The sequence below is a fragment of the Mixta mediterraneensis genome, assembly GCF_014946725.1.
GTDB lineage: Bacteria > Pseudomonadota > Gammaproteobacteria > Enterobacterales > Enterobacteriaceae > Pantoea > Pantoea mediterraneensis.
Genome location: NZ_JACFXY010000020.1, coordinates 1 through 26,029, shown reverse-complemented (window position 1 = coordinate 26,029; position 26,029 = coordinate 1). Strand labels below are relative to the sequence as shown.

General features: G+C 50.0%; 26 protein-coding genes and 6 pseudogenes. 22 read left to right on the top strand and 10 right to left on the bottom strand.

The features are described from left to right. The first annotated feature begins 49 nt into the window (after positions 1–49). Complete coding sequence (locus tag H2P46_RS21495; RefSeq protein WP_193406805.1) at positions 50–1,225, top strand: diguanylate cyclase family protein; 1,176 nt, start codon at positions 50–52, stop codon at positions 1,223–1,225. Positions 1,226–1,267: 42 nt separating this feature from the next. Here the strand turns inward: H2P46_RS21495 and H2P46_RS21490 are convergent, their stop codons facing one another. Then, positions 1,268–2,209, bottom strand: a complete 942-nt coding sequence (locus tag H2P46_RS21490; protein WP_193406831.1) for an Rpn family recombination-promoting nuclease/putative transposase — start codon at positions 2,207–2,209, stop codon at positions 1,268–1,270. 75 nt (positions 2,210–2,284) lie between these two features. Here H2P46_RS21490 and H2P46_RS21485 point away from each other — a divergent pair. Next, positions 2,285–2,443 (top strand): annotated as a pseudogene (locus H2P46_RS21485) (transposase); the annotation flags it as partial. A gap of 217 nt (positions 2,444–2,660) precedes the next feature. Here H2P46_RS21485 and H2P46_RS21480 read toward each other — a convergent pair. Together H2P46_RS21480 and H2P46_RS21475 are read right to left on the bottom strand one after the other, a co-directional pair. Further along, a pseudogene (locus H2P46_RS21480) lies at positions 2,661–3,086 on the bottom strand (hypothetical protein); the annotation flags it as partial. After that, positions 3,064–3,353: pseudogene (locus H2P46_RS21475) on the bottom strand (DUF1028 domain-containing protein); the annotation flags it as partial. The pseudogenes H2P46_RS21480 and H2P46_RS21475, both read right to left, overlap by 23 nt. A gap of 191 nt (positions 3,354–3,544) precedes the next feature. On the opposite strand from H2P46_RS21475, the gene H2P46_RS21470 reads away from it, so the two are divergent. Continuing rightward, positions 3,545–3,919, top strand: a complete 375-nt coding sequence (locus H2P46_RS21470) for a type 2 periplasmic-binding domain-containing protein (protein WP_238939067.1) — start codon at positions 3,545–3,547, stop codon at positions 3,917–3,919. Then, the gene (locus H2P46_RS21465; protein WP_338103679.1) at positions 3,916–4,608 is read left to right on the top strand and encodes an ABC transporter ATP-binding protein; all 693 of its coding nucleotides are present in this window, start codon (positions 3,916–3,918) and stop codon (positions 4,606–4,608) included. Before H2P46_RS21470 ends, H2P46_RS21465 begins: the two co-directional genes overlap by 4 nt. Positions 4,609–4,765: 157 nt before the next feature. Here H2P46_RS21465 and H2P46_RS21460 read toward each other — a convergent pair whose 3' ends face one another. Together H2P46_RS21460 and H2P46_RS21455 are read right to left on the bottom strand one after the other, a co-directional pair. Continuing rightward, complete coding sequence (locus tag H2P46_RS21460; RefSeq protein WP_193403339.1) at positions 4,766–5,806, bottom strand: IS481 family transposase; 1,041 nt, start codon at positions 5,804–5,806, stop codon at positions 4,766–4,768. Between the two features lie 146 nt (positions 5,807–5,952). Continuing rightward, positions 5,953–6,474, bottom strand: coding sequence for an O-acetyl-ADP-ribose deacetylase (locus tag H2P46_RS21455; protein WP_193406804.1), 522 nt, complete (start codon positions 6,472–6,474; stop codon positions 5,953–5,955). Positions 6,475–7,923: 1,449 nt separating this feature from the next. On the opposite strand from H2P46_RS21455, the gene H2P46_RS21450 reads away from it, so the two are divergent. Next, positions 7,924–8,952: a tyrosine-type recombinase/integrase gene (locus tag H2P46_RS21450; RefSeq protein ID WP_193406803.1), complete on the top strand. Its 1,029-nt coding sequence runs from the start codon at positions 7,924–7,926 to the stop codon at positions 8,950–8,952. 445 nt (positions 8,953–9,397) lie between these two features. Here H2P46_RS21450 and H2P46_RS21445 read toward each other — a convergent pair whose 3' ends face one another. Next, positions 9,398–10,288 carry a dihydrodipicolinate synthase family protein gene (locus H2P46_RS21445; RefSeq protein ID WP_193406802.1) on the bottom strand — a complete coding sequence of 297 codons (891 nt, stop codon included), beginning with the start codon at positions 10,286–10,288 and terminating at the stop codon, positions 9,398–9,400. A gap of 46 nt (positions 10,289–10,334) precedes the next feature. Beyond that, positions 10,335–11,036, bottom strand: a complete 702-nt coding sequence (locus tag H2P46_RS21440) for an N-acetylmannosamine-6-phosphate 2-epimerase (RefSeq protein ID WP_193406830.1) — start codon at positions 11,034–11,036, stop codon at positions 10,335–10,337. Between the two features lie 150 nt (positions 11,037–11,186). Between H2P46_RS21440 and H2P46_RS21435 the strand changes: the two genes are divergently transcribed. From H2P46_RS21435 to H2P46_RS21425, 3 genes are all read left to right on the top strand, one after another. Beyond that, entirely contained in the window at positions 11,187–12,044 is an 858-nt protein-coding gene (locus H2P46_RS21435) for an N-acetylmannosamine kinase (RefSeq protein WP_193406829.1), read from the top strand. Between the two features lie 93 nt (positions 12,045–12,137). Then, on the top strand, positions 12,138–13,022 hold the full coding sequence (locus tag H2P46_RS21430; RefSeq protein WP_338103678.1) for a MurR/RpiR family transcriptional regulator: 885 nt from the start codon (positions 12,138–12,140) through the stop codon (positions 13,020–13,022). Positions 13,023–13,363: 341 nt separating this feature from the next. Further along, a complete protein-coding gene (locus H2P46_RS21425) occupies positions 13,364–14,884 on the top strand; it encodes an MFS transporter (RefSeq protein ID WP_193406801.1) in 1,521 nt (506 codons plus the stop codon). A 1,082-nt stretch (positions 14,885–15,966) separates the two neighbouring features. Here the strand turns inward: H2P46_RS21425 and H2P46_RS21420 are convergent. Next, positions 15,967–16,170 carry a hypothetical protein gene (locus H2P46_RS21420; protein ID WP_193406800.1) on the bottom strand — a complete coding sequence of 68 codons (204 nt, stop codon included), beginning with the start codon at positions 16,168–16,170 and terminating at the stop codon, positions 15,967–15,969. A gap of 24 nt (positions 16,171–16,194) precedes the next feature. Further along, positions 16,195–16,323, bottom strand: a complete 129-nt coding sequence (locus H2P46_RS23570) for a hypothetical protein (RefSeq protein WP_419776138.1) — start codon at positions 16,321–16,323, stop codon at positions 16,195–16,197. A 27-nt stretch (positions 16,324–16,350) separates the two neighbouring features. Between H2P46_RS23570 and H2P46_RS21415 the strand changes: the two are divergent. From H2P46_RS21415 to H2P46_RS21365, 13 genes and pseudogenes are all read left to right on the top strand, one after another. Then, positions 16,351–16,545 (top strand): annotated as a pseudogene (locus tag H2P46_RS21415) (IS3 family transposase); the annotation flags it as partial. 37 nt (positions 16,546–16,582) lie between these two features. After that, on the top strand, positions 16,583–16,885 hold the full coding sequence (locus H2P46_RS21410; protein WP_193406799.1) for a hypothetical protein: 303 nt from the start codon (positions 16,583–16,585) through the stop codon (positions 16,883–16,885). Positions 16,886–16,960: 75 nt separating this feature from the next. Beyond that, positions 16,961–17,233: a type II toxin-antitoxin system Phd/YefM family antitoxin gene (locus H2P46_RS21405; RefSeq protein WP_193406798.1), complete on the top strand. Its 273-nt coding sequence runs from the start codon at positions 16,961–16,963 to the stop codon at positions 17,231–17,233. Between the two features lie 9 nt (positions 17,234–17,242). Further along, complete coding sequence (locus tag H2P46_RS21400) at positions 17,243–17,557, top strand: type II toxin-antitoxin system RelE/ParE family toxin (RefSeq protein ID WP_193406797.1); 315 nt, start codon at positions 17,243–17,245, stop codon at positions 17,555–17,557. A gap of 354 nt (positions 17,558–17,911) precedes the next feature. Continuing rightward, positions 17,912–18,622, top strand: a complete 711-nt coding sequence (locus H2P46_RS21395) for a GntT/GntP/DsdX family permease (RefSeq protein WP_202987554.1) — start codon at positions 17,912–17,914, stop codon at positions 18,620–18,622. A 28-nt stretch (positions 18,623–18,650) separates the two neighbouring features. Further along, complete coding sequence (locus tag H2P46_RS22840) at positions 18,651–19,301, top strand: hypothetical protein (protein ID WP_202987553.1); 651 nt, start codon at positions 18,651–18,653, stop codon at positions 19,299–19,301. After that, positions 19,261–19,998, top strand: a complete 738-nt coding sequence (locus H2P46_RS22835; RefSeq protein WP_202987552.1) for a hypothetical protein — start codon at positions 19,261–19,263, stop codon at positions 19,996–19,998. The genes H2P46_RS22840 and H2P46_RS22835 overlap by 41 nt, the downstream gene beginning before the upstream one ends. A gap of 189 nt (positions 19,999–20,187) precedes the next feature. After that, positions 20,188–20,457 (top strand): annotated as a pseudogene (locus H2P46_RS23150) (IS3 family transposase); the annotation flags it as partial. A gap of 250 nt (positions 20,458–20,707) precedes the next feature. Next, on the top strand, positions 20,708–21,949 hold the full coding sequence (locus H2P46_RS21385) for an MFS transporter (protein WP_193406826.1): 1,242 nt from the start codon (positions 20,708–20,710) through the stop codon (positions 21,947–21,949). Between the two features lie 17 nt (positions 21,950–21,966). Next, positions 21,967–23,130, top strand: a complete 1,164-nt coding sequence (locus tag H2P46_RS21380; protein WP_193406796.1) for a mandelate racemase/muconate lactonizing enzyme family protein — start codon at positions 21,967–21,969, stop codon at positions 23,128–23,130. Then, positions 23,124–24,020, top strand: a complete 897-nt coding sequence (locus H2P46_RS21375; RefSeq protein WP_193406795.1) for a dihydrodipicolinate synthase family protein — start codon at positions 23,124–23,126, stop codon at positions 24,018–24,020. Before H2P46_RS21380 ends, H2P46_RS21375 begins: the two co-directional genes overlap by 7 nt. Next, positions 24,017–24,913 carry a 2-dehydro-3-deoxygalactonokinase gene (locus H2P46_RS21370; protein ID WP_193406794.1) on the top strand — a complete coding sequence of 299 codons (897 nt, stop codon included), beginning with the start codon at positions 24,017–24,019 and terminating at the stop codon, positions 24,911–24,913. The genes H2P46_RS21375 and H2P46_RS21370 overlap by 4 nt, the downstream gene beginning before the upstream one ends. Next, positions 24,903–25,487 (top strand): bifunctional 4-hydroxy-2-oxoglutarate aldolase/2-dehydro-3-deoxy-phosphogluconate aldolase, encoded by a 585-nt coding sequence (locus H2P46_RS21365; protein WP_193406793.1) that lies wholly within the window; start codon positions 24,903–24,905, stop codon positions 25,485–25,487. Before H2P46_RS21370 ends, H2P46_RS21365 begins: the two co-directional genes overlap by 11 nt. On the opposite strand, the gene H2P46_RS21360 is transcribed toward H2P46_RS21365, so the two are convergent. Next, positions 25,476–25,856, bottom strand: coding sequence for an IclR family transcriptional regulator (locus H2P46_RS21360; RefSeq protein WP_193406792.1), 381 nt, complete (start codon positions 25,854–25,856; stop codon positions 25,476–25,478). The genes H2P46_RS21365 and H2P46_RS21360 overlap by 12 nt on opposite strands. A gap of 71 nt (positions 25,857–25,927) precedes the next feature. Between H2P46_RS21360 and H2P46_RS21355 the strand changes: the two are divergent. Further along, positions 25,928–26,029: pseudogene (locus H2P46_RS21355) on the top strand (IS6 family transposase); the annotation flags it as partial.

Here is a 26,029-nt window from a genome sequence, read left to right as displayed (position 1 = left end):
CAAAAGTAATTTCATCCGCTGGACAGGATTTGTACTGATCTACATCCCGTTGGCGCTTATCAGTTACGTCAGCCGTGACGCGTGGAGCTTTTCTACCACTGTCTGGTTCCCGGCCGCCCTCGTTCTGGCGGCGCTGATCTACACGCCGCCATGCGACTGGCCTTTATGGCTTGTCTCGGCGGGGTGTTTGCATATGCTGAGTGGTTTATGGATTGACCGTCCGCCGTTGCTGGCCGCTATTTTCGCGATTTTTGACCTTTTGGTGCTGCCCCTTTGTGTGGTTGCGCTGCGAATCCGCCCGCGTTTATTACCTCACGCCTTTTGTCGTGATCCGGTTATCGGAACGCTCATCGATGCCTTACTTCTTACGTTCTGTACGTGCACCGGCAGTGCGTTGCTGGGCTTCTGTTTGATGCTGGCAGGTTATCCTGTGGCTCAACCTCATTTCACGTCCTGGGCCCTGGCTGCGCTAACGGCAATGTTAGCGGTCTTGCCGCTTTTGCGTGCCGCTCCAAAACCTTTTAGTCAGCGCGATGACGGAATAATCGTGCTGAATGTCGTTCTGTTGCTGGCGCTGTATGCTGCACCAGTAGACTACGGGCACTATGCGTCAGAACTGTTGTGGTTCCAGTATTCCTGTCTGATATTAAGCGCTCTTGCGCTTTCATTTCGCGCAACCGCGTTTCTGCTGTTGCTGCACTACGGCATCGTAATACTGGCCACGCTAACGGGTTATGGACTGTTTTATCGTTCTTCTCAGCCGCCCTGCTGTATGGCCATTTGGCAGGCGCAAAATTATCTGGTTTTTTCGTGCCTCACTGTAACGTGCCTGGCGCAGTTTATTGCAAGCCAGCGTCAACGGCTTGCACATGCGGCCAGCGAACAGGATGTGCTCAGGTGTTTTTCTCACGTGGGATCGTGCCATCTCTTCACGCTGACGATGCCTGACGGTGAGCTACACTGGTCAGGCTCTCCAGGGCTATTTTTTCCTCAGAAAAAGTTCCCGGTAAGTACGCTTGAGCTGCTTGAAGCGCACTGTGAAGCGCCTTTTCTCGCTGAATTTCATCACTGGCACGCCGGAACGAAAGCGACCCCTTTCCAGCAGACGCTCACCTTATGGCAACTATCTGGAACGCGCATTCCCTGCCTGTTAATCATTCAGCAGGTTCCGGGGCAGGCTCAGCTTGTCGGCGGCATGGCGAAGCTGCAGGAGCCTTGCTGCTGATGGGCAGGTAGGGTGCGTCTGGACAGGATAATTAGTGGATTGTTAGTGACGGATCTGCGCCAGGTCGTCTTCAGTCAGACCAGTCATTTGCATGACGGTGTTGCGGTCGATGCCGTTCTGCAGCATGTTACGGGCAATTTTCAGGGTGGCTTCGCGCTCACCTTCTGAACGACCTTCTTGTCTGCCAAGCTGGATACCTTTCTCGATACCTTTCTCAATACCCTTCTGTTCGAGCTGTTGCGCGATGGTCATAAGTGCGTCTCCGTGTTGCGGCACACGCTGTGCCAGTTCGCGTACAAAGGCTTCGGCGTCGGATGTTTCGCCTGCCTGTACGATATAGTGTACCAGCGATATCACCTGCGATGAAGACAGATGTCCGGCCAGCAAAATGGGCGCCAGCCGGTCGACCAGTTCTGCCAGGTCCCGTTGATGAATATGCTTCTGTAGCAGGGTCAGGGCCGCCATACTGCGGTGGCCAGCGATTTCATCGTCCGGAATGACAGTAACATCAACCAGCGGAAAAGCTCCGTTGTAAAGTTTTTCTGCCAGTGCCGGATCGTCAAACTCATCCAGCCATCGGGTGGAGTACGGATACGGGCTGCGTTTACCCGTATAGAACAACACCGGTATTACCAGTGGCAACTTTTTATGGCCTGCCTCCAGGTGGCGCTGCATGGCGGCCACCGCATAGCGGATCAGGCGAAAGGCCATATGTTTGTCTGGCGTTGACTGGTGCTCGACCAGGACATGAATGTATCCATCACCGGCAGTGGTCTGCAGGCTGTAGAGCACGTCGCTGAAATACTGACGAAGGTTATCCTCGACGAACGAACCGGATTCCAGCTTTAGCGTGCTGAGATCGCAGACAGCGCGCAACTCTGCTGGCAGGTGGAGCTCCATGAAATCACGGGCAATATCCGGCTGAGTCAGGAACTGCCGGAACGTGGCGTCGTGGGGAGTGGGTGTACTGCTTTTCTTCATCATCATCCCTGGCTCTGAAAAGTAACCCAGCGATGTTATCACAGCCTGGAAAAACGCTAACATTAACGGCTGTAAAGAATACTGAATGCCATGCGTCATCGTGTATCGAATGGTAATGCTGAGGCGCTGAACAGCAAGGTCAGACGACTGTTAATGAAAACCAGGGGATACCGAAACCGGAAGCGCTTCAAACCTGGCGTGATGTTCCACTACGGAAAGCTGAATATGACGTTCTGAGCTTTCTCTCCATGATCAGGGCCCCCTGAAAAATAGAGTTTTGTTCGCGCCTGCAAGAAGGTTTTTAGACACTTTGCATGGGTGGATTTTCACCACATCGCAAAAAAGGACAAAAGCGCGTCACTACATGCCCAGAATCGCATGTCTGTTGAGTGATGGTCTTGTCAGATTTTGCAACTGGTATGCCTGCATGCGTTATTTTTCCCTGACAAAAATATCAGCCGCAACGCATTACGGCTGAATAATAAGGCGCGTGTTGATGGCAACGCATCCATTCATTAAGATTAATTAGCATCTGCATGCACTTATCAAGTTGCTCTATAGTTATGTACTTATCAGGTTTGTGCCCTTGAGCCATACTGCCAGGCCCGCAAATCATTGTTGCGATGCCAGCCTCATCAAAAAGGCCGCCTTCAGTGCCAAAGGCAACCGTCGAAAAGCGGTCATTGCCGCTCCATTGCGCCAGCCATCCGGCAAATTCAGACTGTGGATCGGTAAGTAAACCCGGATACTGACTCAGCACACTGAAGTGGATCTGACTTTCTGCTGCGGTCTGCTGCATGGGTGACAGCAACTGCTGTCTGGCATACGTTTTTGCGTCATCTATCACGCTTTGCACGCCAGTCTCCGGCAGTTTGTTCACCACTGAACGCCGCACAACTGCCGCTGGCGTCAATTACCGTCACCTGGCGGTATCACTAAAGCGATCTTCTGCTAACGCCCTTTTCAGTGCCTGCTCCGGCGTTAATCCTTCTTCGAGCCGCGCCAGAATCTGCTGACCCAGCGCCGGTAACGTAATGTTCTGGCTTGAAACTGCGCCAATGCCTGCCACCAGCCACGGACAACGTGCGCCAACGGCAATGCTGGAGGAGCTCAGGATGCCGACCGTCTGCTGGAGCACTGCGCCAATTCCTTTGTTGGCTTCGTCACCACCTTCGATCGCCGCTTCCGTCAACGTTTCGACTCACAGGCTATCGACGCGCTGATTGCCGAGGTGAACACCGCCATTTTTCAGGCAGAAAACGAGTAAAGCACCAACACCAGGCAAGCGCCCGCTACAAGACGGGCATCTAATAACAATACGCTATGCAGAAGGTTCTCATGAATAAACAGAAAGGCCAGTACACCCGCTGTGACGCATTAAAACCTGGCCTGAGCGCCGCAGCTGTGGCCACTGTGGCCCCGATGTTCATCTCGCGACCGGCTCAGGCCGCAGACGTGACCACCCTAACCGTTGCCGATGTGGGCGGCCCCTATGGCTCCGGTTTCAGCAAAGCGTTTTATAAACCGTTTGAAGAAGCGAGGGGGATTAAAATCATCAATACCGTACTGGGTCCCGATCCGGTGCTGCAATTTCAGATGATGGTCGATATCAAAAATTACCTGTTCGATGTGGCGCTGCTTAATCCTGAGCATCTGGTGCGCCTGAACAAGCTGTGCAAGCCTTATCTGGAAGAGATATTGCGCGCAAGGTGAAGGAAGCGCTAGAGATGGTGGAACTCGGCCATGCCGCGAAACGCTTTCCACGCGCTTTGTCGGGTGGGCAGCAGCAGCGCGTGGCGCTGGCGCGTTGCCTGATCTATCAACCGAGCGTCATTTTGATGGATGAACCCCTGGGCGCGCTGGATCGTAAACTGCGCGAAGCCATGCAGATGGAAATTAAGCGTATTCACCGCGAATCCGGGGCCACCATTATTTTTGTGACCCACGATCAGGAAGAAGCACTGGCGTTGTCCGATCGTATCTACCTGATGAATGAAGGTAAAATTGCGCAAATTGATACGCCGGAAAACATCTGTCAGCAACCGCAAACAACCTTCGTTGCTGAGTTTATTGGCTTGTCCAATATTTTGCGTGGAGAAATACGGCACGATACGCTGGTCAATCAGCAAGGGAACTTTGCCCTGCCTGCCACGAGTACGTTACAGGGCCAGGCTGCACTGGTTATTAGCCCGGAGCACATTCGACTGTGTGCCGCGCAGGATGCGCTGGTACACGGTAAAATTAGCGAACGCATCTATGCAGGGTCTGAAACGCGATTAGTGGTCACGCTGGATCATGGCGAGCGTTTTATTGTGCGCAGTAGCCAGGCTTTAGTCGGTGCAATAGGAAATACGGTTTCGCTGAACTGGAATCCAGAAAATGCGCGACTGCTCACAATGTAAAATCGCTTAACGTTAAAGAGGCTTACAAGCCTCTTTAACGATCATTGAATAGGTCGATATTAACACGTTAAGCATGAGGAGAATGTTTTATTCATAAATTGTACTAGCTCAGACCTGATCTGACAGTTACCGGTTATTTATACAGGTGTCTGTCAGATTAAATCTGGTTCAGATTCTTTTCTGCCCAGACCCGTTTTCCATCAAGTAACGTGGCCATTGGCGTACGCCCGCAGCACATTTTCCCCTGATGAGTTCGCTCATTATTGTAATGCCACAACCAGTTGTCCAGATCCATTTGCAGGCTCTCCAGGTCTGCATATAGCTTCTTGCGGAACGTAACCTGATAAAACTCCTGCAAAATGGTTTTATGGAAGCGCTCGCAGATACCGTTCGTCTGCGGGGACATCGCTTTCGTTTTCGTATGGTCGATATCGTTGATGGCCAGATACAGCTGATAATCATGTTGCTCTACTTTACCGCAGTACTCTGTGCCCCTGTCGGTCAGTATTCTCAGCATCGGCAGCCCCTGAGCCTCATAGAACGGCAGTACCCGATCATTAAGCAGGTCGGCTGCAGTGATCGGCGTTTTACTCGTATACAGCTTGCAGTGAGCCATTTTCGAGTACGTATCCACGAACGTCTGCTGGTAGATGCGGCCAACGCCTTTCAGATTCCCAACGTAGAAGGTGTCCTGCGACCCCAGATAACCCGGGTGAGCCGTTTCGATTTCACCGCAGGCTTCGTCATCGTGCACCTTCTTCTCCAGTGCGGCGATTTGAGCATCGGTAAGCACAATGCCTTCTCTGGCGACCTTTTCCGTAAGCGCCTTCAGCCGCTTACGGAAGTTCTCCAGGTCATGTCGTTGCCAGATGGAGCGCACGCCGCTGCCGGAGATAAACACGCCTTTTTTACGCAGCTCATTACTGGTCCGGTGCTGACCGTGGGCCGGGAACTCAACGGCGTACTCAACAACCGCCCGTTCAGTGGCTTCATCGGCCCGATTCTTCAGGTTGGGTACCCGACGGTTTTGATTAACCAGCGCGTCAATGCCGCCTTCTTCAGCTAGCTCCTGGTAGCGGTAGAATGTGTCGCGTGACACCCCCATGATTTTACAGGCTTTTGATACGTTACCGAGTTCTTCGGCCAGATTGAGCAGGCCGGCTTTGTGTTTGATGATGGGATTGTTAGTATGAAGCATGAGAGTTACCTCGTGTTTTGTATAAGGATTAGACACCCATATCAAAACCGGTAACTCTCAACCTTTCAAGGTCCAGTGTCAGATCAAGTCGCGACTAATACACATAAATCAACGGGGTGAATAGCATGGCCGGAAATAATAAATCCTTAATGTTCACCCATCAGTTTAAAATATAGCCGATAATTTTCTTCATCAAAGCAGACTAAATTAACTTTCTCGATACCGGGATTGTCCTGCACACCTTGTGTAATTACTGCCAACGCAATCGTTGCAGCACTTTCTTTGGGGAAATGATAAATTCCGGTACTGATATTGGGAAAGGAAACTGTTTTTATTCCGTGTTCTTCAATGAGTTTAAAACAACTTAAATAGGCTTTTTTTAACAGATTTTCTTCGTCATGATGACCATCCTGCCAGCGTGGCCCTACGGTATGGATAACATAACTGGCAGGTAATTTTCCAGCCGTTGTGATGACAGCCTCTCCCACCCTGCAACCGCCCTGATGAGCCCTTATTTTCTGACACTCAGCCAGAATCGTGGGTCCGCCAGCACGATGAATTGCCCCATCAACACCGCCGCCACCGAGTAATGATGAGTTCGCTGCGTTGACAATCGCTTCTGCAGTCACTTTCGTAATATCATCTTTTATTAATGTAATTTTGCCCATGGTTTCCTCGCTCAATATGTTTTTAGTCGCTGGAAATGATGTTATTCATGTTGTTCAACTTACGTTACGTCGTTTACCCTGTCGTCAGCAGCGCTCGGAACCACAGTGTTTTTTATCCCAGCGGTTTTCCCAATTCTTACGTCTCGCCACTGATTTATTTCAGCCTTTACAATAACGTATGGATAACGTTTTTATTGCATCTGAATTCTGTCATAGCTTCCCCGTTGTGATAGTGCCACGCAAGGCGTCATTTAAAACTGGCTCACTTCTTTAGGGTAGTTTACGGAATTGATCTATGCGTTTTCGCAGCCGTCAGGACAAGAGATCATTTGCGGATCGTATTTTAAAAAGGCAAAATTATTCATTATAGCTTTAAGGTTTTCACAAACGGTATTTCATTTAATAAACTTTTTTAGAGGGACTGTTTGACATAACGAAATGCAAGAAATTTTCATATCAAATAAGATAATAAACATGGATCCGAGGATAAAATATGTTATTATCTGCCGTGCTGTTATCTATTTTTAATACGTTCGAGATGTATTGTATTTATGCGAATGAATTTTTTAAATTTTCTTTTATAAAATGCATTTGATTGTTTAGATTAAGAAATAATCTTGTGTTTTATTGCTCTTTTAGAAGCAGGCTGGGCCATTTATTATGAAAGCACTGGCGGTGAAAAAGTCAGGATATTAAAAAGTAAAAACTATATTCTAATTATGGGGGAATAGTTTTCTATTAATATGTTTCATCCCGCCAATATAGATTTTATTTCAGGAAGTGTGTCGCATGCTATTGAATAGCTTGGTTTTTAAGGGGTTTTATAAACTGAGTGTGAAGAGGAGTAATAAAAACCATTGTAATATATGAATTTTTATTTTAATCAAATAATGTCATTTATTTCGATGATTAAATTTTAATCTTTCTGTATTTTATTACACCTTGTTTTAATTTACCCTCGATTATAAAGTTATTTAATTTATTCAGCATAGAGTGAATTTTTAACTTCTCTCATCCAAAGTTAAGAGCTAATTCCTTCCCCATCTGTTATTAAAACTTCGTCCTTATGTCATATGCAGAAATTATTGATAGTCAGAACTTATAGTTTATACCATAAAATAATTGCCTCTTTCAGACCTGTCTAAAAGCCGTTTTGAAACGGGTCTGAAGTGCATTAATCGAATAATGACTTTATATAATAAGCATTATATAAAATCAGGACAGCACAACGAAACGCAGGTATCATGGGGATCTGCTGAAGATCCGACTGTACGGCAGCATTTATATGGATATGGTGACATAATGATGTCCGGTCATTGTTCATGCAGAGGACACATACTGCACTGAAAATGGCGTCGCTACGTGAATTCTGACGGGTAAGACCCCTGCTTCTTTTTCTAAATTCACGTAGCGCGATCAATCTATAAAGCGGCGATAAAGTGAGCGGAAATGACAGAAATTATACAGACTGGGGGCATTGTCGCTTTTCATGGTGCGGATGAAGATCTGGCCAACCGTCTCGAAGCTTTCGTTCAGGAACGGGATGCCTTTTCACCCAATACCTGGCGACAGCTACTAAGCGTGATGCGGATCAGCTGGCGCTGGACACAGGAAAATGACCGGAACTTTCTTCCGATGGCTTCCGCCGACCTGCGGGATTATCTCTCATATCTACAGGCAACGGGGCGGGCCTCTTCGACGATTGCCACGCATGCCGCGCTTATTTCAATGTTACACCGTAACGCCGGGCTGACGCCGCCGAACACGTCGCCTTTGGTCTTCCGTACTATCAAGAAGATAAACCGAACGGCGGTTATCTCCGGCGAGCGTACCGGGCAGGCGGTGCCTTTCCGGCTGGCTGATCTGACCAGACTCGATAAGCACTGGGCCGGTTCCGTGTGCCTGCGGGAGGTGCGCAATCTTGCTTTTCTGCATGTGGCTTACAGCTCTCTGCTACGCGTCAGCGAACTTTCCCGCCTGCGGGTCCGCGATGTCACCCGGGCTGCGGATGGCCGCATTATCCTTGACGTCGCCTGGACCAAAACCATTGTACAAACCGGTGGACTTATCAAGGCGCTCAGCGCGCTGTCTACGCAGCGCCTGACGGAATGGATAGCCGCTTCTGGCCTGGCGGGTGAGCCAGACGCCTTTCTGTTCTGCCCGGTGCACCGTTCAAACCGGGCCATCATCACGGCTAAGCCGATGAGCCTGCCAGCGCTGGAAGATATTTTCTTTCGGGCATGGCAAAGCGTCGGGCCAGCAGAACCCGCCCGAACCAATAAAGGCCGTTACCGAAGCTGGAGTGGACACAGTGCGCGCGTTGGCGCAGCGCAGGACATGGCAAAACAGGGCTATGCGGTGGCGCAGATTATGCAGGAAGGCACCTGGAAAAAACCAGAAACGCTGATGCGCTATATTCGCAATGTGGATGCCCACAGCGGCGCTATGGTCGATTTTATGGAGAAAATGACAGGCTAAAACGGCCAGGCAAAAGGAGTGATCTTTGTTTATCACCCTCTCACCGGCAAAGTTTTGTCCGCGAAATACATATTCCGGCACGAAAAAACGCCGAGGCCTTATGATATGGAGTTTTAGGCTTTTTTCTCGCCAAAAAAGGGCAGGACTTTATGACGTTTTCCTGCCCGCCCGGCACTGCTGAAAAAAGGCAATTTCACAACACGGTTGCCAGAATTCAGCAGTTTCGTTAAAGATAGCTTAAGGCTTTACTACAATATTTCCTTTTTGCCTGAATTCGCTGATAAGTTTCCGGCAATCTGCCTCTTATCGTCAGAGAACCTCGTCTGTCGGCGCATTTGAGATACAGGGGCCTTCGCCTTCCTGCAAGGTGCTGGCGAGTGGTTACCGCAATATTTGTCCAATGCTATTATTTCGAATCTCTGTCGATGCCCATTAAATACGCGTTTTACTCACTGAGGGCTGCACGCATTCTGTTAACTGCAACCTGCTTCTGCTCAACAGTTAATGGTCGAAGCGGAAAGCGGGGATTGCCAGCATCAATTCCATGAAGCTGCATAGCGGCTTTCCCGGCGGCAACTCCGCCAAATTCGACCAATACACGTATCAGTGCAATAACCCGATCCATGCCCTGCTGTACCGCAGCCAGATCACCTGCGTTGAAATCTTTTATAATTTTGTGAAACAGCGGCGCTGCATAATTGTAAGTACTGCCAACGGCACCCAAAGCGCCCACCGCCAGCGCCCCTGGCAAATGTTCATCTACGCCGAAAGGAATATCGAACTTTCCACCGTTAACGCGCATACAGCGTTGAAATTCATACAGATCGGCGCTGTTGAATTTAATTCCCGACAAATTAGGGATAGCGGCGTCCGCGCTGAGCAGAAATTGTTCCATATCCAGGTTCACGCCTGACATGCCGGAATGGTAATAGTAGAAGCCTTTGGAAGGTGCAGCCGCAGCAATAACCTGGCAATAGGCAATGAGGTCATCAATATTCGCAGGTTTAAAGAAGCACGGTCCAATGACTGACGTGGCAAAAATATCTAATGTCTCGGCATGTCGTGACAGCTCAACGGCATCTTTAATACTGAGCGCCCCCGTGTGCACAGTGATACTCAGTTTACCCTGAGCTGCTTTTACCCAGCGTTCAGCGATTTTTTTGCGTTCTTCAACTGAGCAATGGATCCCCTCACCGGTCGTGCCACAGACATAAACGCCTTGTACACCATCATCCACCAGGTGTTCAGCAATCTGATCGATAGCCTGAAAATTCACCTCACCCTGCGCATCAAAAGGTGTGTGCGGAGCAGCAATCAGACCTGTTAATTTTTTCATGTGCTTCCTTATTGATTAAAGTAAATTTGCGGCCAGACTAATGGAATTAATACTCAGTCAGTTTTGCCTGTTCATGTTGAGCAATGGCATCACAAAACCAGCCACAAATATGCTCGATGCGTGTGATCGCGGAGCCAACTGTAACGGCATAGGCACCCGCTTTCATTACCGCTGCTGCAAGTTCGGGAGAGTTATAACGCCCCTCGGCGATTACCCTGCATCCGGCCTGGACAAGCTGCCGGACAAGCTCAATGTCTGGCTCAGAGGGCACAGGCGTTTGTGTATAACCGGACAGGGTTGTACCAATGAAATCGAGCCCCATTTGTTGCGCTAACAGCCCGTCTTTCAGGCAAGAAGCGTCGGCCATAGCCAGACAGCCGGTTTTACAGACCCGCTGATATAACGCTTCAACTGAGACGGGGCGGGCGCGTTGAGTGACATCAAAGGCTATGATGTCCGCACCAGCCGCGCTTAATGCATCAACGTCTTCCTGCCAGGGAGTGATCCTGACATCTGAATCGGGCAGATCACGTTTGATAATGCCAATAATGGGAGCATCAGTAACTTTGCGCACTGCTTCAATATTGCTAATGCCTTCAATGCGAAGCGCGGCTGCCCCGCCATCGAGAGCCGCACAGGCCATTGCGGCGACGATTTCTGGTTTGTCCATGGCGCTGCCAGGTACTGGCTGGCAGGAGACGACCAGCCCATTTTCTAACTGGTTGTGGAGATCATCCACCTTACGCATGTTGATCTTTTCCATGGCTTCAGACTCCAATAATATATTTTAAATGAAGTATAACTCCATTCATGGTAGATCTTTTATTTGCGGGGCGCAATGGCATGAGCAGCTATCGTCGCTTATTACAGATTTTTCAATTTAATGGGGATCATTCACATGGAAAAAGCGTTAGCACTGGACATTGGCGGAACCAAAATTGCGGCTGCGATAGTGGAAAGCAGCGGGAAACTCTCAGCCCGACAGCAGGTTGCCACCCCCCGTGGAGATGCCGGTCAACTGTCGGCGGTGCTGGAAACGTTAATTAAACCGTATCTGGGGCAGGTCGATTTAATTGCTGTTGCCTCAACGGGTATCATTAATAATGGCCGTTTAACCGCGCTTAATCCTGTCAACCTTGGCGGCCTGGCTGATTTTCCTTTGCAGGGTTGTATTCAGTCGATTGGCGATTTACCGAACGTTCTGCTTAATGACGGTCAGGCGGCAGCATGGGCTGAATACCAGGCTTTGCAGCATGAATGCGATAACGCTTTGTATATTACAGTTTCTACCGGCGTGGGCGGTGGGATTATCTGGAATAAGAAATTGTTAATCGGTCATAGCGGGTTGGCCGGTCATATCGGACATACCGCTTTTGATCCACAGGGAAAATTATGCGGTTGTGGTCGCCGTGGATGTGTCGAGAGTGTCGCATCAGGAACAGCAATCAGTGCGGCGTTAAATCTGCCCGCCTCGCAGGTTTTTGAAATGTCACGAGCTGGCGATGCGCAGGCCAGGCAAGTTATCCATCATTCAGCTACCGCAGTCGCGTCTGTGTTGGCAGACATGCATATCGCTCTGGATCTGGAGGTGGCCGTTATGGGTGGAAGTGTCGGCCTGGCAGATGGCTATCTGGAGAAAGTCGTTGAGATGCAACGAGCACTGCCAGAAATCTTTCGTCTGCCACTTCAACCAGCTTATCACCGTCAGGACAGTGGACTGGTAGGCGCAGCTTTATGGGCCATGGCCACACTGTAGATTCTGCGCTACGCTTCACGATATGAAACAACTATGTAATCATATACGCCAGATAAATAGTTGATTCTTTCACTCTTCCCCCGAGGTGTCCGTGTGAAAACTGATGTTCATTGTTTTAAGCCGGGTCAAATCCTTGATGCCCTGGGGGTAATGCAGAACAGCCTTACCCGCTCTGCTCAGCGTATCGCCGTTTACATTCAGGCCGAACCCTCTACTGTTACCCAGCTTTCCCTCGCCGAGCTTTCGGCCCTGACTCAGGCCGGTGAAGCCACTATTATTCGTTTCTGCCGGACTCTGGGCTATAAAGGCTTTCAGGATTTTAAAATGGATCTGGCTATTGAGGTGGCGACACGCGCTAATAATGAGGAGAGCTTGCTGGATGCTGACATTCAGGACGCTGACAGCGCACAGGCTATTGCAGGCAGACTACAGTCGGCCATTAATAATGTCCTGACGGAAACCATCAATCTGCTGTCTTTAGAAAGCGTCGAGCAGGTGGTCAAATTAATGCGCCCTGCCGATCGTATCTGCATTTTTGGATTAGGCTCGTCCGGCATCACCGCAGAAGACGCCAAAAGTAAGCTGATGCGTATTGGGTTACGCGTAGATGCTGCTACGAACAATCATTTCATGTATATGCAGGCTTCTCTTATGAAACCTGGCGATGTGGCTATTGGGATTAGCCATTCGGGAACATCCAGTGAAACGGTGCAGGCGCTGAAACTGGCGAAAGAAGCGGGCGCAACTACCGTGGCACTGACTCACAATATGGGCTCGCGGATCACCGAAATGGCCGATTACGTTTTGATCAACGGAAACCGGCAGGGGCAGCTGCAAGGAGACTCTATCGGCACAAAGATCGCTCAGTTATTTGTTCTTGACCTGATTTATGCCTTACTGGTGAAGGCCGATCCGGCTCAGGCTGAAAAAATAAAACGCAAAACCACGCAGGCCATCAGCCAGAATCATGCTAATTAAGCGATCTTCTTCCATTCTTCTCCCTGTAATCTGCGCTGATTAACTTTCAGTACGACGCTGTACCTCTCAATCCTGCTGCCTGTAATACGCACATCAGTATTTCGCCTTCTTTATCACACTTTTCTTCAACAGAGATTGAAATGACGGAGTGATCTTATACACTCCAATGGAGTTTTACTCCTATATGTAAGTAAATGTGGAGCAAAACACTAAGGAGCGTAATAGAAACAAGTATGCGCACTGAACAGCATGAGATGGCCAATAATCATAAATTTTGTGCTGCCTGAGTTATCGAAAACCCATTTCAGCCCGTTGGCTTCCGGGCGTTGGAGAACAACGATATGAGCAATTCAGTACAATCCCGTGCGAATAAGCCAGACACCAGGTCACCCCGTTGGTACAAACAGCTGACGCCCGCGCAATGGAAAGCGTTTACAGCCGCCTGGGTGGTGTATGCTCTGGATGGTTTCGATTTTGTGATAATTACGTTGGTGCTGACAGATATTAAACAGGAGTTCGGTCTGACGTTACTACAGGCCAGCAGTCTGATTTCCGCAGCGTTTATCTCACGCTGGTTTGGCGGACTGGTTTTAGGTGCGATGGGCGATCGCTATGGCCGGAAGTTAGCCATGATCAGCAGTATCGTGCTTTTCTCCTGCGGAACCCTGGCATGTGGCCTGGCTCCAGGATACACCACGCTGTTTGTTGCCCGCTTGTTTATCGGTATGGGAATGGCCGGAGAATATGGCTCCAGTTCAACCTATGTAATGGAAAGCTGGCCAAAAAATATGCGTAATAAAGCCAGCGGATTCCTGATTTCGGGCTTCTCAATTGGCGCCGTGATCGCCGCGCAAACTTATAGTTACGTCGTACCGGCTTTTGGCTGGCGCATGCTTTTTTATATCGGCTTATTCCCTATTCTCTTCGCGTTGTGGCTACGTAAAAATTTGCCGGAAGCAGAAGACTGGGAAAAGGCGCAACAAAAAACACAGGGAAATAACAGTCAAACGGGCCTTAATATGGTCGAAATCCTCTATCGTGGTCGTTTGCGTTATCTGAATCTGGCACTGACAGCATTTGCCGCCACTGCGCTCTATTTATGTTTTGCCGGCAGGATGCCAGCAGCGACTATCTGGGTCCTGGGAATTTTCTGCGCGTCAATTTTTATCTATTTTATGGTACAAACCAGTGGCAAACGCTGGCCAACGGGCGTGATGCTGATGTTGGTGGTATTTTGCGCTTTCCTTTACTCCTGGCCGATACAGGCGCTTTTACCTACCTATCTCAAAATGGATCTGGGTTACGACCCGCATACCGTAGGAGATGTGCTTTTTTTTAGTGGCTTTGGTGCGGCAGTGGGATGCTGTATAGGAGGGATTCTGGGTGACTGGCTGGGTACCCGTAAAGCTTATGTCACCAGCTTGCTTCTTTCTCAGTTACTGATTATTCCGCTGTTTGCGATTAAGGGTTCGAATATTTACGTACTTGGCGGGCTTTTATTTTTACAACAAATGCTTGGGCAAGGTATAGCCGGTTTACTACCGAAGTTGCTGGGCGGCTATTTTGATACGGAACAGCGCGCGGCGGGATTAGGGTTTACCTATAACGTCGGAGCTCTGGGCGGTGCGCTAGCGCCGGTTCTTGGGGCATCTATCTCTCAGCAGTTAAGTCTGGGCACGGCTTTAGGTTCACTTTCGTTTAGCCTGACGTTTGTGGTTATTCTGCTTATCGGTTTTGATATGCCATCACGCGTTCAGCGTTGGATTCACCCATCAGCTTTAAGAAAGAATGATGCGATTGACGGACGTCCTTTCACTGGTGCGGCTGAAAATAATTCGGCCTATGTTGTGGCTGAAAAATAGCCTGATAGCTGCATTCGTATTTAGCCCCGTGGCGGGGTGATGCTATGCAAGGTGGTATGATGGCGAGACAAGAATATCACCTGAGTAGGTCAGAAACGTATTAACAGGGACGTCTAATTATGCCGCTATAAAGCGGCATAATTTTATGTTGATCCAGCCATGAAAAGTATCAGCATCACCTGTATGGCAGACCTTACTGGATATACTCGATTTTCGAGTAACTTACTTTCAAATTTATTGAATAATGTTAACTTAATATTACCTAACACTCCCCTCAGTTTTATTTGTCAGAAAATTACCGTTGATATTTTCCATCTTCTGTAACGTAGCATCCATCTTATATTGAGGCTGAATCCAGCAAAAATGATACAGTATTGATTTAGGTATCAAAAGGTGACTTTTCATTGTGGTTATTAGTTACATCATAAACTAAAAGTCTCGCAAAATAAGTCAAAATAGGCTCTTTACCTTTTAAGATAAAAGAAGCAGGATAATGTGACTTTTATAAGTTTCTCTAAATGTATGCTGTAACTAAATAGAGGCTATTATGTACATTTTAATCATTACGGATCTCGTCACGGAGTCGCTGATTTAATTAAACTAACTCACCATAACAACCTGGTTCCGAATTGTTTTACTCAAGTTTGTGAAGCCTGCTGATGATTTGTGAAATATCGGCAGAAAAGTACTCCATGACGCTCAGCCATATAATGTTACGTTTATCGAAGCCCTGATGAGAGGAAACGGATTCAGGTATTTTTTATCATTCTTACAGCATCCTCGATTATTTCCATACTGAATAAAATGACAAGAAAGACCTGTATCTCTGTCTTCCATAGTCGTGAACAGATAGAAATTGTAGATTAGCGTTGGAGTTTGCACGCTGCATTCATTGATGTGGATACAGCAAACAACGATCAGAATCGCGCTTCAGATCGGGCATTCAGCCAATAATTAATTAACTGCTTCTCCAGATGAAACATTTTGCGCAATTTCCGTAGTTCGGCACAGCATGACGCATCACTCTCAATACTCAACATCCCTTTGCACACTTTACTGAGTCGTTGGCGATGACGAATCAGTCAGTCTCCCCGTTGCCGCCAGTCGATCGAGGCCTCTTCCGCACGCATATGATCGTAAATTACCACAAACGATGCCCCGTTCATCCGCAGTTGCCGCATGTCCACCACCCACTGCCGGGCATAGCCCGGCTGTACCGCCAGTTGGTTAAAACAGACCTGCGGGAAAGCCTGAATATCATAAACGGTAAAATCATTGGGATTCAAAGAGATAAAACCTCCTGGTAATAATTAAAGCCAGTTGGCCAGTAAAGCTGTCAGACGTACGTGCGCCGCGCTATCGCCTGCGATCGCAAGGCTACAACGCGTGCCCGCCGTGAGTAATGTGTCGTGCGGCAGCGCATCCAGTTCGATGTGCACCGGAATACGCTGTGCCAGGCGGCTCCAGCTAACCGGCTCTGGTGCTCAGATGGCTTTGGGTTCCGCTGTGATAATGGCGAAAAGTTGCGGTGACCTTCGCGCAGGACTGCTGCGACAGGGAGAGCATTGACTGGCCAGCAAGCAACCGGAGGCTATGACAAAGAAACGGTGCAGGATGTCATGCTGGGTGCGGTAGAAAAACGCTTCGGAAGGCAGCAGCCAACAAAGTAGCTGACGGATATATAGGGTCAAATCCAGCATGGGCGGCACCGATATGAACAACCTCAAGCGCTTCCTGAAGTTCATCAAAGAAAAAGTGGATGATCCACCTGAAATCCTATGGCTACGACACGGCAGAGGAAAAAATGGGGCACACCACCACTTTTATCTGAACAGCGGCAGATTTTCCGAGAACAGCTGGCTGGAGAACATGCTGCGCGGCGTCTCAATCGATGGCTGGGCAGATAAATTCCAGTGGATGCTGAATGAACTGAAAGACATGCCTTCTGGTGAATCGCCTGTTGTGGGATCAGAAGGGCGCAGCAAGGTTGCATCATCCTGAACACGACAGGTAGCGTACAGACTGGAAAGAATATAAAATATTCAAATTGACCATTTTGATTAATCTGGAGTTGCTATGAACAACTTTACGGCCAGCGAAGCAAAGATGCAGTTTGGCGAGCTACTTAGCCAGGCCATGCGCGAACCCGTCAGTATTACCAAAAATGGCCGCCCGAAGGCGGTCATGATGTCGTGGGAAAACTATAGCCAGATTGAAGCGCTTAAAGTGCAGCACCTCCGCGCCACGCTGGCGCGCTCCGTTGAACAGGCTGAGCGCGGCGAGCTGTACAATACAGACGAGGTGTTCAGCCCGCTGACGGCGGACGAGCTGGCAAAAGCAAGGGAATAGAGCACAGAGATGTCGGTACGCTACACAAAAGACGCGCGGAACCAGATCCGTTCTATCCGCGCTTACTCGCAGCGACGCTGGGGTCAGGAAGTTGCTGAGCTGTATGCGCAGTCACTTCGCGTGACCATGACGGAAATCCTCGACCGAAAGCCTTCTCCTGGCCTGAACCGCAGTAATGACCTCGGCGAAGGCATTCTCAGCTTTCCCTGTGAGAGCCACCTCATTTACTACCGCGAGACGGATTACGGTATTGTGATTCTTGGCGTCCTGCACCACTCACAGGATGCTGTGCGCCATCTGCCACATAGCAACAGCCCTGCTTAATACGGCCGCGCTGCGCTCTGCTACTGCGCGTCTTTCGGCTTTTACCGTAGCGGCTAGCAAGTCTCGCCACCATCCCGATGTAGTTGCCTCTTTTCCGTACAGTTGGCGGATTAAATCATCCAGCACCTGACAGGCTCCCGCTATATCTGAACAGCGGATTGTAGTGGTTTACTGAATAAGCTTGTAGGGATTTTCACACTTTTAGGTATGCAAACCTTTAATCACAAAAGATCACAAGGGAGAGTGAAACAATAAAAATTAATTATACATTTTAAAATCAATAACTTAAATAATTTCCAATGCTAATTGTTAGTATGGAAACTGTGAGATTGCTCATCTATTTGTGAAAATTTTTTGCTCAATGCGCTTCCGGAAACCCCGGAACAGGCTTCTGCCTACTCACCGTCATTTGCGCTATCGATGTTAACCATCTTGCTGCCACCGATCCTGATGATGCTAAAAACGCTGGCAAAGGGGCACCTGGAGGCAGAAAGCACCGCTGCTGTTCTACTCAATACCGTAGGTGATCCTATTGTTTCGCTGTTAATCGCCGTGCTATTTGCCATCTGGGCACTGGGTATTAAAAGCGGCATGAATATGGCGCAACTGCAAAAAATCCTCGGCAAATGCCTTGGCCCCTGTGCTGCCATCATCTTAATACTGGGTGCCGGTGAAGGATTGAAAGAGATGCTGCTCGCCACTAACGTCAGTAAATTGATTGCTGATTCGGCGCTGCATTGGAATATTTCGCCACTGGTGCTTGCCTGGCTGGTTGCCGCGTTGATTCGTATTGCCATTGGCTCCGCTACCGTTGCGGTAGTGACAACAGCAGGGATTATGGCGCCGTTAGCAGCGCACAGTGGCGTCAATCTGGAGTTGCTGGTGCTGGCAACCAGCACCGGTGGGCTGATGCTGTCTCACGTCAATGATTCAGGGTTCTGGCTGTTTAAAGAGTATTTCCATCTCACCGTCGCAGAAACGCTGAAAAGCTGGACGCTGCTGGTGTCATTCATCTCGTTGCTGGGACTGATTTTTGTGCTTTTGCTCAACACCTTCGTTAGGTAATGCTGGCTTATTTTCTTGAGGCTATGTCATGAACTATGAACTGCTGTTTGATGCTTTAAAAACACGGCGTATTCGCATTGCGGTAACGGGAGCTTCTGGCGGGTTTGGTCGTTCACTGCTGGTTCAGTGCCGTAATATTCCTTCGCTGGATATCGTGGCGTTATGTGATTTAAATACGCAGGGTACGCAGGATTTGTTGCTCGAGTTGCAATACCTGACCGACGCAACGATTTGCCAGAACGCCTCTGCGGCACGAACTGCACAGGCACAGGGAAAAACGGCTATTGTGGCCGACTACACGCTGCTAAATACGCTTGATGTGGACATGGTGATAGAGGCCACAGGCAAACCTGAAATCAGTGTGCGCATTGCCGTCAATGCATTACAGCGTGGCGTGCATGTCGGCATGGTGAGTAAAGAGACGGATTCGGTCGCGGGACCCTGGCTTAATCAAATGGCGCTGAAGCACAACGCGGTTTATACCACTGTAGATGGCGACCAGCCCGCGAATCTGCTGGGATTAATTACCTGGGCACGCATACTGGGTTTTGAGATTGTCGCTGCCGGCAAATCAAGTGAATATGACTACGTCTGGTCGCAAGGCAGCGGTGAACTGGATTACTGCGGCCGTAAAGTGAGTGCGCCGGGGGCTGGCGGACCGCTGGTCATTAGGGGATAACATCAACGCCACACTGGCGCAACGTAAAGCGCTATTGAATATGTTGCCGATGAGTGCAACGCCGGATTATTGCGAGATGAATGTAGTGGCTAATTCGGCGGCGTTGATACCCGCTTGTGCTGCCCTGAACTATCCACTGTGTCATATCAGCGAGTTAGCCGACGTTTTTGTCCCGGTTGAAGATGGCGGCATTCTGACTCAAACCGGGGTGGTGGATGTGTTTAACTGCCTGCGTCGGGATGACGAAGTCAGCTTTGGCGGTGGCGTATTTATCATCGTACGGTGCAAAGATTACGCCACCTGGGAAATGCTGGCGGGTAAAGGCCATGTGATGGGACGCAACCGCAAATATGCCTGTATCTATCTGCCTTATCACATCATGGGTCTCGAATCGCCACACTCTATTTTCTCTGCTGTGTTACACCAGCGGTCGTCGGGAGCAACCAATCAGGCAATTTATGCCGTGATGGCAGGCCACGCCGACCGCGATTTGAAGAAAGGCGAACTGCTTGAGATGGGCGGTCACCATCATACGATTCCGGACGTCAGTGCGCGTCTGCTCGCCAAAGCGGATGCAGAGAAGGTTGCGCCCTATTATTTATTATCAAACAAAGTGCTGACACGTGATGTGGCAGCAGGTGAGCTGATCACTCTGGATGCGTTGGAAATGGAGGACTCCATGTTATGGACAGCATGACAGAAGAGCTGGAATTTGTAGTCCAGGCTTCTGGTAAGGGTTCATCATCGAAGGATTGAAGAGGAGGGGCTAAGGCTTCCTCCCCTCAATTTTTGGCTGATCCGCCCTGAATAGCGTTGACACATTTACCTCGTCCACTGAGGATAATGTGAGGAACCAGTATGTTAAACGCACCAACGCGATTACTCTCTGTCCTTTAAACTGGCCGTTGTCGAAAAAGGCGAAATGATCTACCGTCAGGCGCAAGACCGCTACGGGACCCAGGATAGCTCCACCGTCATGAAGTGGCTACGTAAATACGGCTATCCCGACAGGCTCTCATCCCCTTCAACAAGAACGTGCAGAGTCAACATGCCAAAAGTATCCCTTACTCCTGAGCAACGTATTAAATAACTGGAACAGCAGCTGGCTGAATCTGAAGTCAAGGCTCAGTTTTTTGAAGCCGTTGTGAAAGTCATGAATACGGCTTCCCTGTTCTGCTTCATTATGTGAAGCAATTTCCTGATTTGTTCTTTGATTCGCTTCACGCAATCTTCCCTTGCCGACGCAACTTCTCACCAATATCCATACGCTAAGTTTCAAGACATGACGCGTCTCTACGACGCGACATTTACCCTCTGGAGGTCGTATGGAGAATTCAACCCGTCACTATGACGGTGAGTACGTGGCGACAGGAACCAAAAATACGCCAAAACGTACCGCCAAAATCATGATGGCAGCCGGGATTGGTCATTTTATCGAGTGGTTTGATTTTGGCTTATACGGCACCCTGGCAGCAATTATCGCCAGTAACTTCTTTATCAGTTCCGATCCGGCCACCGCGCTCTTGAAATCCTTTGCCGTGTTTGGCTCTGGCTTTTTAATGCGACCGTTGGGTGGTTTCTTTTTCGGTTCAATGGGCGATCGACTTGGACGGCGAAAAGTGCTGGTGACAGTGATCGTCATCACCTCGATGTCCACTTTTGTAATGGGCATTCTGCCGACCTGGCATCGGGTCGGGATTATCGCGCCAGTTTTACTGGTGATTACCCGATTGGTGCAAGGTTTCGCGGCAGGCGGTGAAAGCTCCGGCGTCATTACCTATCTGGCAGAAAGTGCTGCGCCCCAGCGCCGTGCAACGCTCACCTGCTGGAGTGAAAACTTCAGTTTTATGGCGTTTGTCTGCGGCTCAGGCCTGGTGCTGCTGTTGACCTATTGGTTGGGTGAAACGGCGATGAATGGCTGGGGTTGGCGCATTCCTTTTTTGCTGGCTGCACCGCTCGGATTGGGTGGGTTATACATGCGCCGTAACATGGAGGACTCAGCAGAATTTCACAAGTTGAAGACCAGCGGCAGAATCGAAAAGTCTCCATTGCGCACCACTCTCAAAACTTCATTGTCGGCGTTGCTGTTTTGCACCGGTTTCGTAGTGATCAAAGCGGTCAGCAGTTGGGTACTGCAATCGTTTATGCCCGGCTATTTATCGACGCATCTGCAATACAGCCGCACCGATTCCTATCTGATCACCACGCTGGGCTTGCTGAGCGTCGCCATCTGCATGCCCATCACCGGCTATCTGTCGGATAGATGGGGACGGCGCCCGCTGATGCTGTTGGGATGCGCCGGTTTCATCCTGTTGACCTACCCCGCCATGCTGTTAATGACACAAGGTTCGGTGAGCAGCTCCATCGCGGCGATGAGCCTGTTGGGCGTATTTGTTGCGCTCTTCAATGGTGGCTGTGGCGCTGCGATGGTTGAGCTGTTCCCAACTGCAATCCGCTATGGCGGCATCGCCATGTCCTACAACCTTACTGTGGCGGTGTTTGGCGGCGTGACGCCGCTGGCCTCAGCCAGTCTGATCTCCTTCACGGGCGATCCGCTCTCACCCGCCTGGTACGTGATGATCACCGCGCTGATTTCATTCATTGCGGTGTGGTTTACCAAAGAAACGGCCGGAAAAGTATTGGATTAACGGCAACTGGAGTCTGTATGCACATAACGAATGTTGAGTGTTTCCCACTCAAAATAACCCCGCAACAGGTCTATCTTGGCGGTAAGGCGGATGAAAGCGCCCCGGATTACTACTATCGCCCAGAATACCGCTGTGTTTATTCACGCAAGATGGAAACCTGTCTGGTGAAAATAACCACCAGCGAAGGCCATGTCGGTTGGGGAGAAGCGCTGGCGCCGGTCGTGCCGCAGGTGATCGCAGAATTGATTAATCAGTTATTTACGCCATTACTGATCGGCGAATCGCCCTTCTCCAGCGGCGTGCTTAACGCCAGGATGTATGACTCCATGCGCGATCGCGGGCACATCAGCGGGTATCACATTGATGCCATCGCTGGTGTGGATATCGCGCTGTGGGACCTCAAAGGTAAAATTCTCGGTTTGCCAGTTCATCAATTACTCGGCGGCGCATTCCGCGAGGCGATTCCTTGCTATGTCTCCGGTTTGCCAGAGCCCGATATCGACAGCCGCTGCGGCCTCGCCAGACAATGGCAGGAGAAAGGCTTCAATGCTGTTAAGTTAGCGCTGGGCTACGGTGTGCGTGACGACATCAAAAATATCCGCGCCATTCGCGAAACACTGGGCGACGAGGCGCAAATTTTTATCGATGCGCACTGGAATTACAGTGTGGCAGACGCCACCGATTTAGCGACGCAACTGCATGCACTGGGCGTCGGTTTTCTGGAAGCCCCACTGCTGCCAGAAGATATCGCCGGCCATCGTGAATTACGCGCCAAAAGCGCGATCAGCATCGCTTTAGGCGAGACCGAGCGCACCCGTTATCAGTTCAAAGTGGTCATTGAACAACGTGCGGCAGACATTCTCCAACCCGACGTCGGCAGAACCGGCATCAGTGAACTGATGCACATCGCGTCACTGGCTGAAACGTGGAATCTGCGTGTGGCACCGCATTTAAGTGTGGGTTTAGGGCCGTGTATCGCCGCATCCATTCATACCGCTGCCGCCATACCCAACCTGTTTATGCTCGAATACCAACCGCCGGTTTTTGCCATCGCTAATCAATTGCTGAAGCAGCCACTGATTTGCAATCACGGTGAGTATCATCTGCCTCAGGGCGCAGGATTAGGCATTGAAATCGGTGAAGATCGCGTTCGCGACGTTGTGATGGAGGCAACATGTTAAAAGGTAATGTACCCATTCTCGCCACCGCATTTGATGAGCAGGGCCAGCTGGATTTGGCATCCATTGAACGCCTGGTGAAATTTCTGCTGCAACACGGCATTGACGGCCTGGCGCTGTTTGGCAATGCCTCGGAAGGTTACGCCTTAACACAGGAAGAGAAGCAAGCGTTGTTTTACTGCGTCAAAAAACAGATGGGTGATTTACCGCTGGTGGCGGCGGCTGGCGGTGCTTCATCCGCCGTCGCCATTGAAGAGATCAACCGGGTGCGTCGCTGGGGCGCGCAGGTGGCGATGGTCAATCCACCCTCGGTGGTGAAGCCCGGTCCAGAGGAGATTTATCGCTTCTGGCGCGACATCTGCCAGGCCTGCGATATCGACATCATGATTCAGGATGCGCCACTGATGACCGGCGTTAACATTCCGGTGCCGACGCTGGTGCGTTTGTGTCAGGACTTCCCCACCATCAGGTACATCAAAGTGGAACAACCGCCCACCACGCTGAAAATCACTGCGTTAAAGCAGGCGCTTGGCGAGAGCGTGGGCCTGTTTGGCGGCCTGAACGCAGGGTTCCTGTTTGAAGAATTATGCCGTGGCGTGACGGGCACCATGCCCGCTTGCGAATTCCCGGATGTGATCAATGCCATTCTGGCGGCCTGGCAGCAGGATCGCCATGAGGCGCAAGCGCTGTTTTATCGCTATCTTCCTTTCCTGCGCTACGGCGTGCAGCCGGGGATCGGCGTTGCCATTCATAAAACCGTGCTGCATTGGGCCGGGATTTTTGCCAGTGATTACGTGCGAGAGCCGGCAAAAAGTCTGGATGACACCACGCGTCAGGAATTGAAAGAACTTACTGAGTTTCTACGCCTGGCCGCGCTGGGAGGACGACCATGAACTACATCGCTGTAGACTGGGGCACCAGCAACTTCCGCGCGCTAAGCGTGCGCGATGGCGTGCTGATTAAATCGGTGCAAGACAGTTGCGGCGTCGGCAAATGCCAGCAAGACGTCTTGCCCGGAATGTTAAAGCAGCAACTGCTGCGGCTTGATGATGCTTATGATGAACAATTGCCCGTGCTGCTCTGCGGCATGATCGGCAGCAATATCGGTATTGCTGACGCAGGTTATCTCGACATGCCACTTAGCTTTTCTCAGCTACTCGGTAAAGGCATGAAGTTGCCGGGCATCTTGCCTAATCCGCTGACCCTGCGCCCCGGTATTTGTGACAAACGGGTGAATGAGATCTGCCGTGGCGAAGAGATGCAACTGGCTGGCGCCCTGACGCTTTCTGATGCCTCCACGTTTGCCGCCGTCGGTACCCACAGCAAGTGGCTCAAGGTTAAGCGCTCACAGCAGCAGGTCACGGGTTTACAGACCTTGATTACCGGGGAGCTTTATCATCTTTTGCTCAAGCATTCTGTGGTGGGAAAAGGTTTGCCGGAGCAAATTCCCTCAACGGCAGCATTTCAGGCTGGCGTAGAGAGGGCGCTATCGGTGGTGCAAGAAGAGGCCGAACTGGTGACGGAGCTGTTTCGCTGCCGTGGACGCTACATTCTTGATGCATTGGCAAAGGAGGACGCTGCTTCATGGCTTTCTGGATTGCTCATGGGATACGAAATTGCTCGCGGTCATCCTGGCGGCAATAAAACGGTGTGCTTTATTGGCAGCGAAACGCTGCTACCGCATTACCAGCAGGCCTGCGAAATTTCACATCTCCGTTGTGAAGTATTACCCGCAGAAAGCGCAATGATTGCCGGATTAAATGAGGTATTTCGTCATGGTGAGTAATCAGAAAATTATCGCTATCTTGCGCGGGATAACGACAGACGACGCGGTGCTGCATATTGGCTGTTTATTGGAGCACGGTATTAATCGCGTGGAAATCACTACCAATTCCCCCGGCTGGGAAACCAGCCTGCAACAGGTTCGCCAACGCTTTGGCAGTGACGTCCAGCTCGGCGTGGGAACCGTCACCACGTCAGATCAGGTGCAGCGCTGTTTTGCCGCCGCGGTTGATTTCATTCTCACGCCCAATCTCAACCCAAAGATCATTGCGCTGGCGAAAAAGCATGAACTTATCATCTGCGCGGGGGTGTTTACGCCAGGTGAAATATTCACTGCTGTCGATATGGGGGTCGATGTGGTGAAAATATTTCCCGCCTGCGCGCTGCCGCGCAATTATCCGCAACTAATAAAAGGTCCACTTTCTCAACCCGTCAGCTTTTCAGCGGTGGGTGGCGTGGAAGTGGGAAATGCAGCTGAGTTTTTGCGTTATTACGACAGCGTGGGATTAGGTTCCGCGCTGTATAAACCTGGCCAGCGCGTGGCTGACACCGCTGCGCGTTGTAAACTACTGCTGTAACATTGGCAGTGATTCTCCACTGATTTTTTTTGCCGCCGACACCAGATACAAACGCAAACTTTCAATATCCATTTTCTCACTGCTGATATTCGATAATGCGATCGCTGCCTGCATGCCTGGAATATTGCAGGCCAGGCGGTGATCACCCCGACCAAAGTCTTTGGCAAAGACCTGATGCCGACGCGCTTCGTCAATATCCTTTCTGAGTAGTTGGTAATCGTGAATACCTATTTGGCCGATAATTTCTTCATCGCTCATCGCCGATAACAATTTAATGCCGATAACTGAATCATGCACAGGATAAGATTCATAATTGCCAATGGCGCGCGCAATACTTTTTCCGCCGCGGGTATGAATCAAGTAGACCACGTTTTTTCGGTTCTGTCGCATTAAGGCGGCGTCGGGTAACATGCTGTTTTTTTTAATGATGTTGCCTGCTCATGCCTCTGATACGAAAAGCCTTCAAACGCCTGCACTATCCCCTCGATGTTATTGCTCAATGCGTTCGCTGGTATCTGGCTTATGCCCTTAGCCTGCGCAAT

Excerpts from the sequence above, each read along its gene's own strand:
- H2P46_RS22840 (WP_202987553.1), top strand. The coding sequence starts at position 18,651 with ATGAACTATGAACTGCTGTTTGATGCTTTAAAAACACGGCGTATTCGC.
- H2P46_RS21370 (WP_193406794.1), top strand. The coding sequence starts at position 24,017 with ATGAACTACATCGCTGTAGACTGGGGCACCAGCAACTTCCGCGCGCTA.
- H2P46_RS21375 (WP_193406795.1), top strand. The coding sequence starts at position 23,124 with ATGTTAAAAGGTAATGTACCCATTCTCGCCACCGCATTTGATGAGCAG.
- H2P46_RS21490 (WP_193406831.1), bottom strand. The coding sequence starts at position 2,209 with ATGATGAAGAAAAGCAGTACACCCACTCCCCACGACGCCACGTTCCGG.
- H2P46_RS21410 (WP_193406799.1), top strand. The coding sequence starts at position 16,583 with ATGGGCGGCACCGATATGAACAACCTCAAGCGCTTCCTGAAGTTCATC.
- H2P46_RS21425 (WP_193406801.1), top strand. The coding sequence starts at position 13,364 with ATGAGCAATTCAGTACAATCCCGTGCGAATAAGCCAGACACCAGGTCA.
- H2P46_RS21365 (WP_193406793.1), top strand. The coding sequence starts at position 24,903 with ATGGTGAGTAATCAGAAAATTATCGCTATCTTGCGCGGGATAACGACA.
- H2P46_RS21405 (WP_193406798.1), top strand. The coding sequence starts at position 16,961 with ATGAACAACTTTACGGCCAGCGAAGCAAAGATGCAGTTTGGCGAGCTA.
- H2P46_RS21450 (WP_193406803.1), top strand. The coding sequence starts at position 7,924 with ATGACAGAAATTATACAGACTGGGGGCATTGTCGCTTTTCATGGTGCG.
- H2P46_RS21435 (WP_193406829.1), top strand. The coding sequence starts at position 11,187 with ATGGAAAAAGCGTTAGCACTGGACATTGGCGGAACCAAAATTGCGGCT.
- H2P46_RS21460 (WP_193403339.1), bottom strand. The coding sequence starts at position 5,806 with ATGCTTCATACTAACAATCCCATCATCAAACACAAAGCCGGCCTGCTC.
- H2P46_RS21440 (WP_193406830.1), bottom strand. The coding sequence starts at position 11,036 with ATGCGTAAGGTGGATGATCTCCACAACCAGTTAGAAAATGGGCTGGTC.
- H2P46_RS21470 (WP_238939067.1), top strand. The coding sequence starts at position 3,545 with ATGAATAAACAGAAAGGCCAGTACACCCGCTGTGACGCATTAAAACCT.
- H2P46_RS21380 (WP_193406796.1), top strand. The coding sequence starts at position 21,967 with ATGCACATAACGAATGTTGAGTGTTTCCCACTCAAAATAACCCCGCAA.
- H2P46_RS21445 (WP_193406802.1), bottom strand. The coding sequence starts at position 10,288 with ATGAAAAAATTAACAGGTCTGATTGCTGCTCCGCACACACCTTTTGAT.
- H2P46_RS21385 (WP_193406826.1), top strand. The coding sequence starts at position 20,708 with ATGATGGCAGCCGGGATTGGTCATTTTATCGAGTGGTTTGATTTTGGC.
- H2P46_RS21400 (WP_193406797.1), top strand. The coding sequence starts at position 17,243 with ATGTCGGTACGCTACACAAAAGACGCGCGGAACCAGATCCGTTCTATC.
- H2P46_RS21455 (WP_193406804.1), bottom strand. The coding sequence starts at position 6,474 with ATGGGCAAAATTACATTAATAAAAGATGATATTACGAAAGTGACTGCA.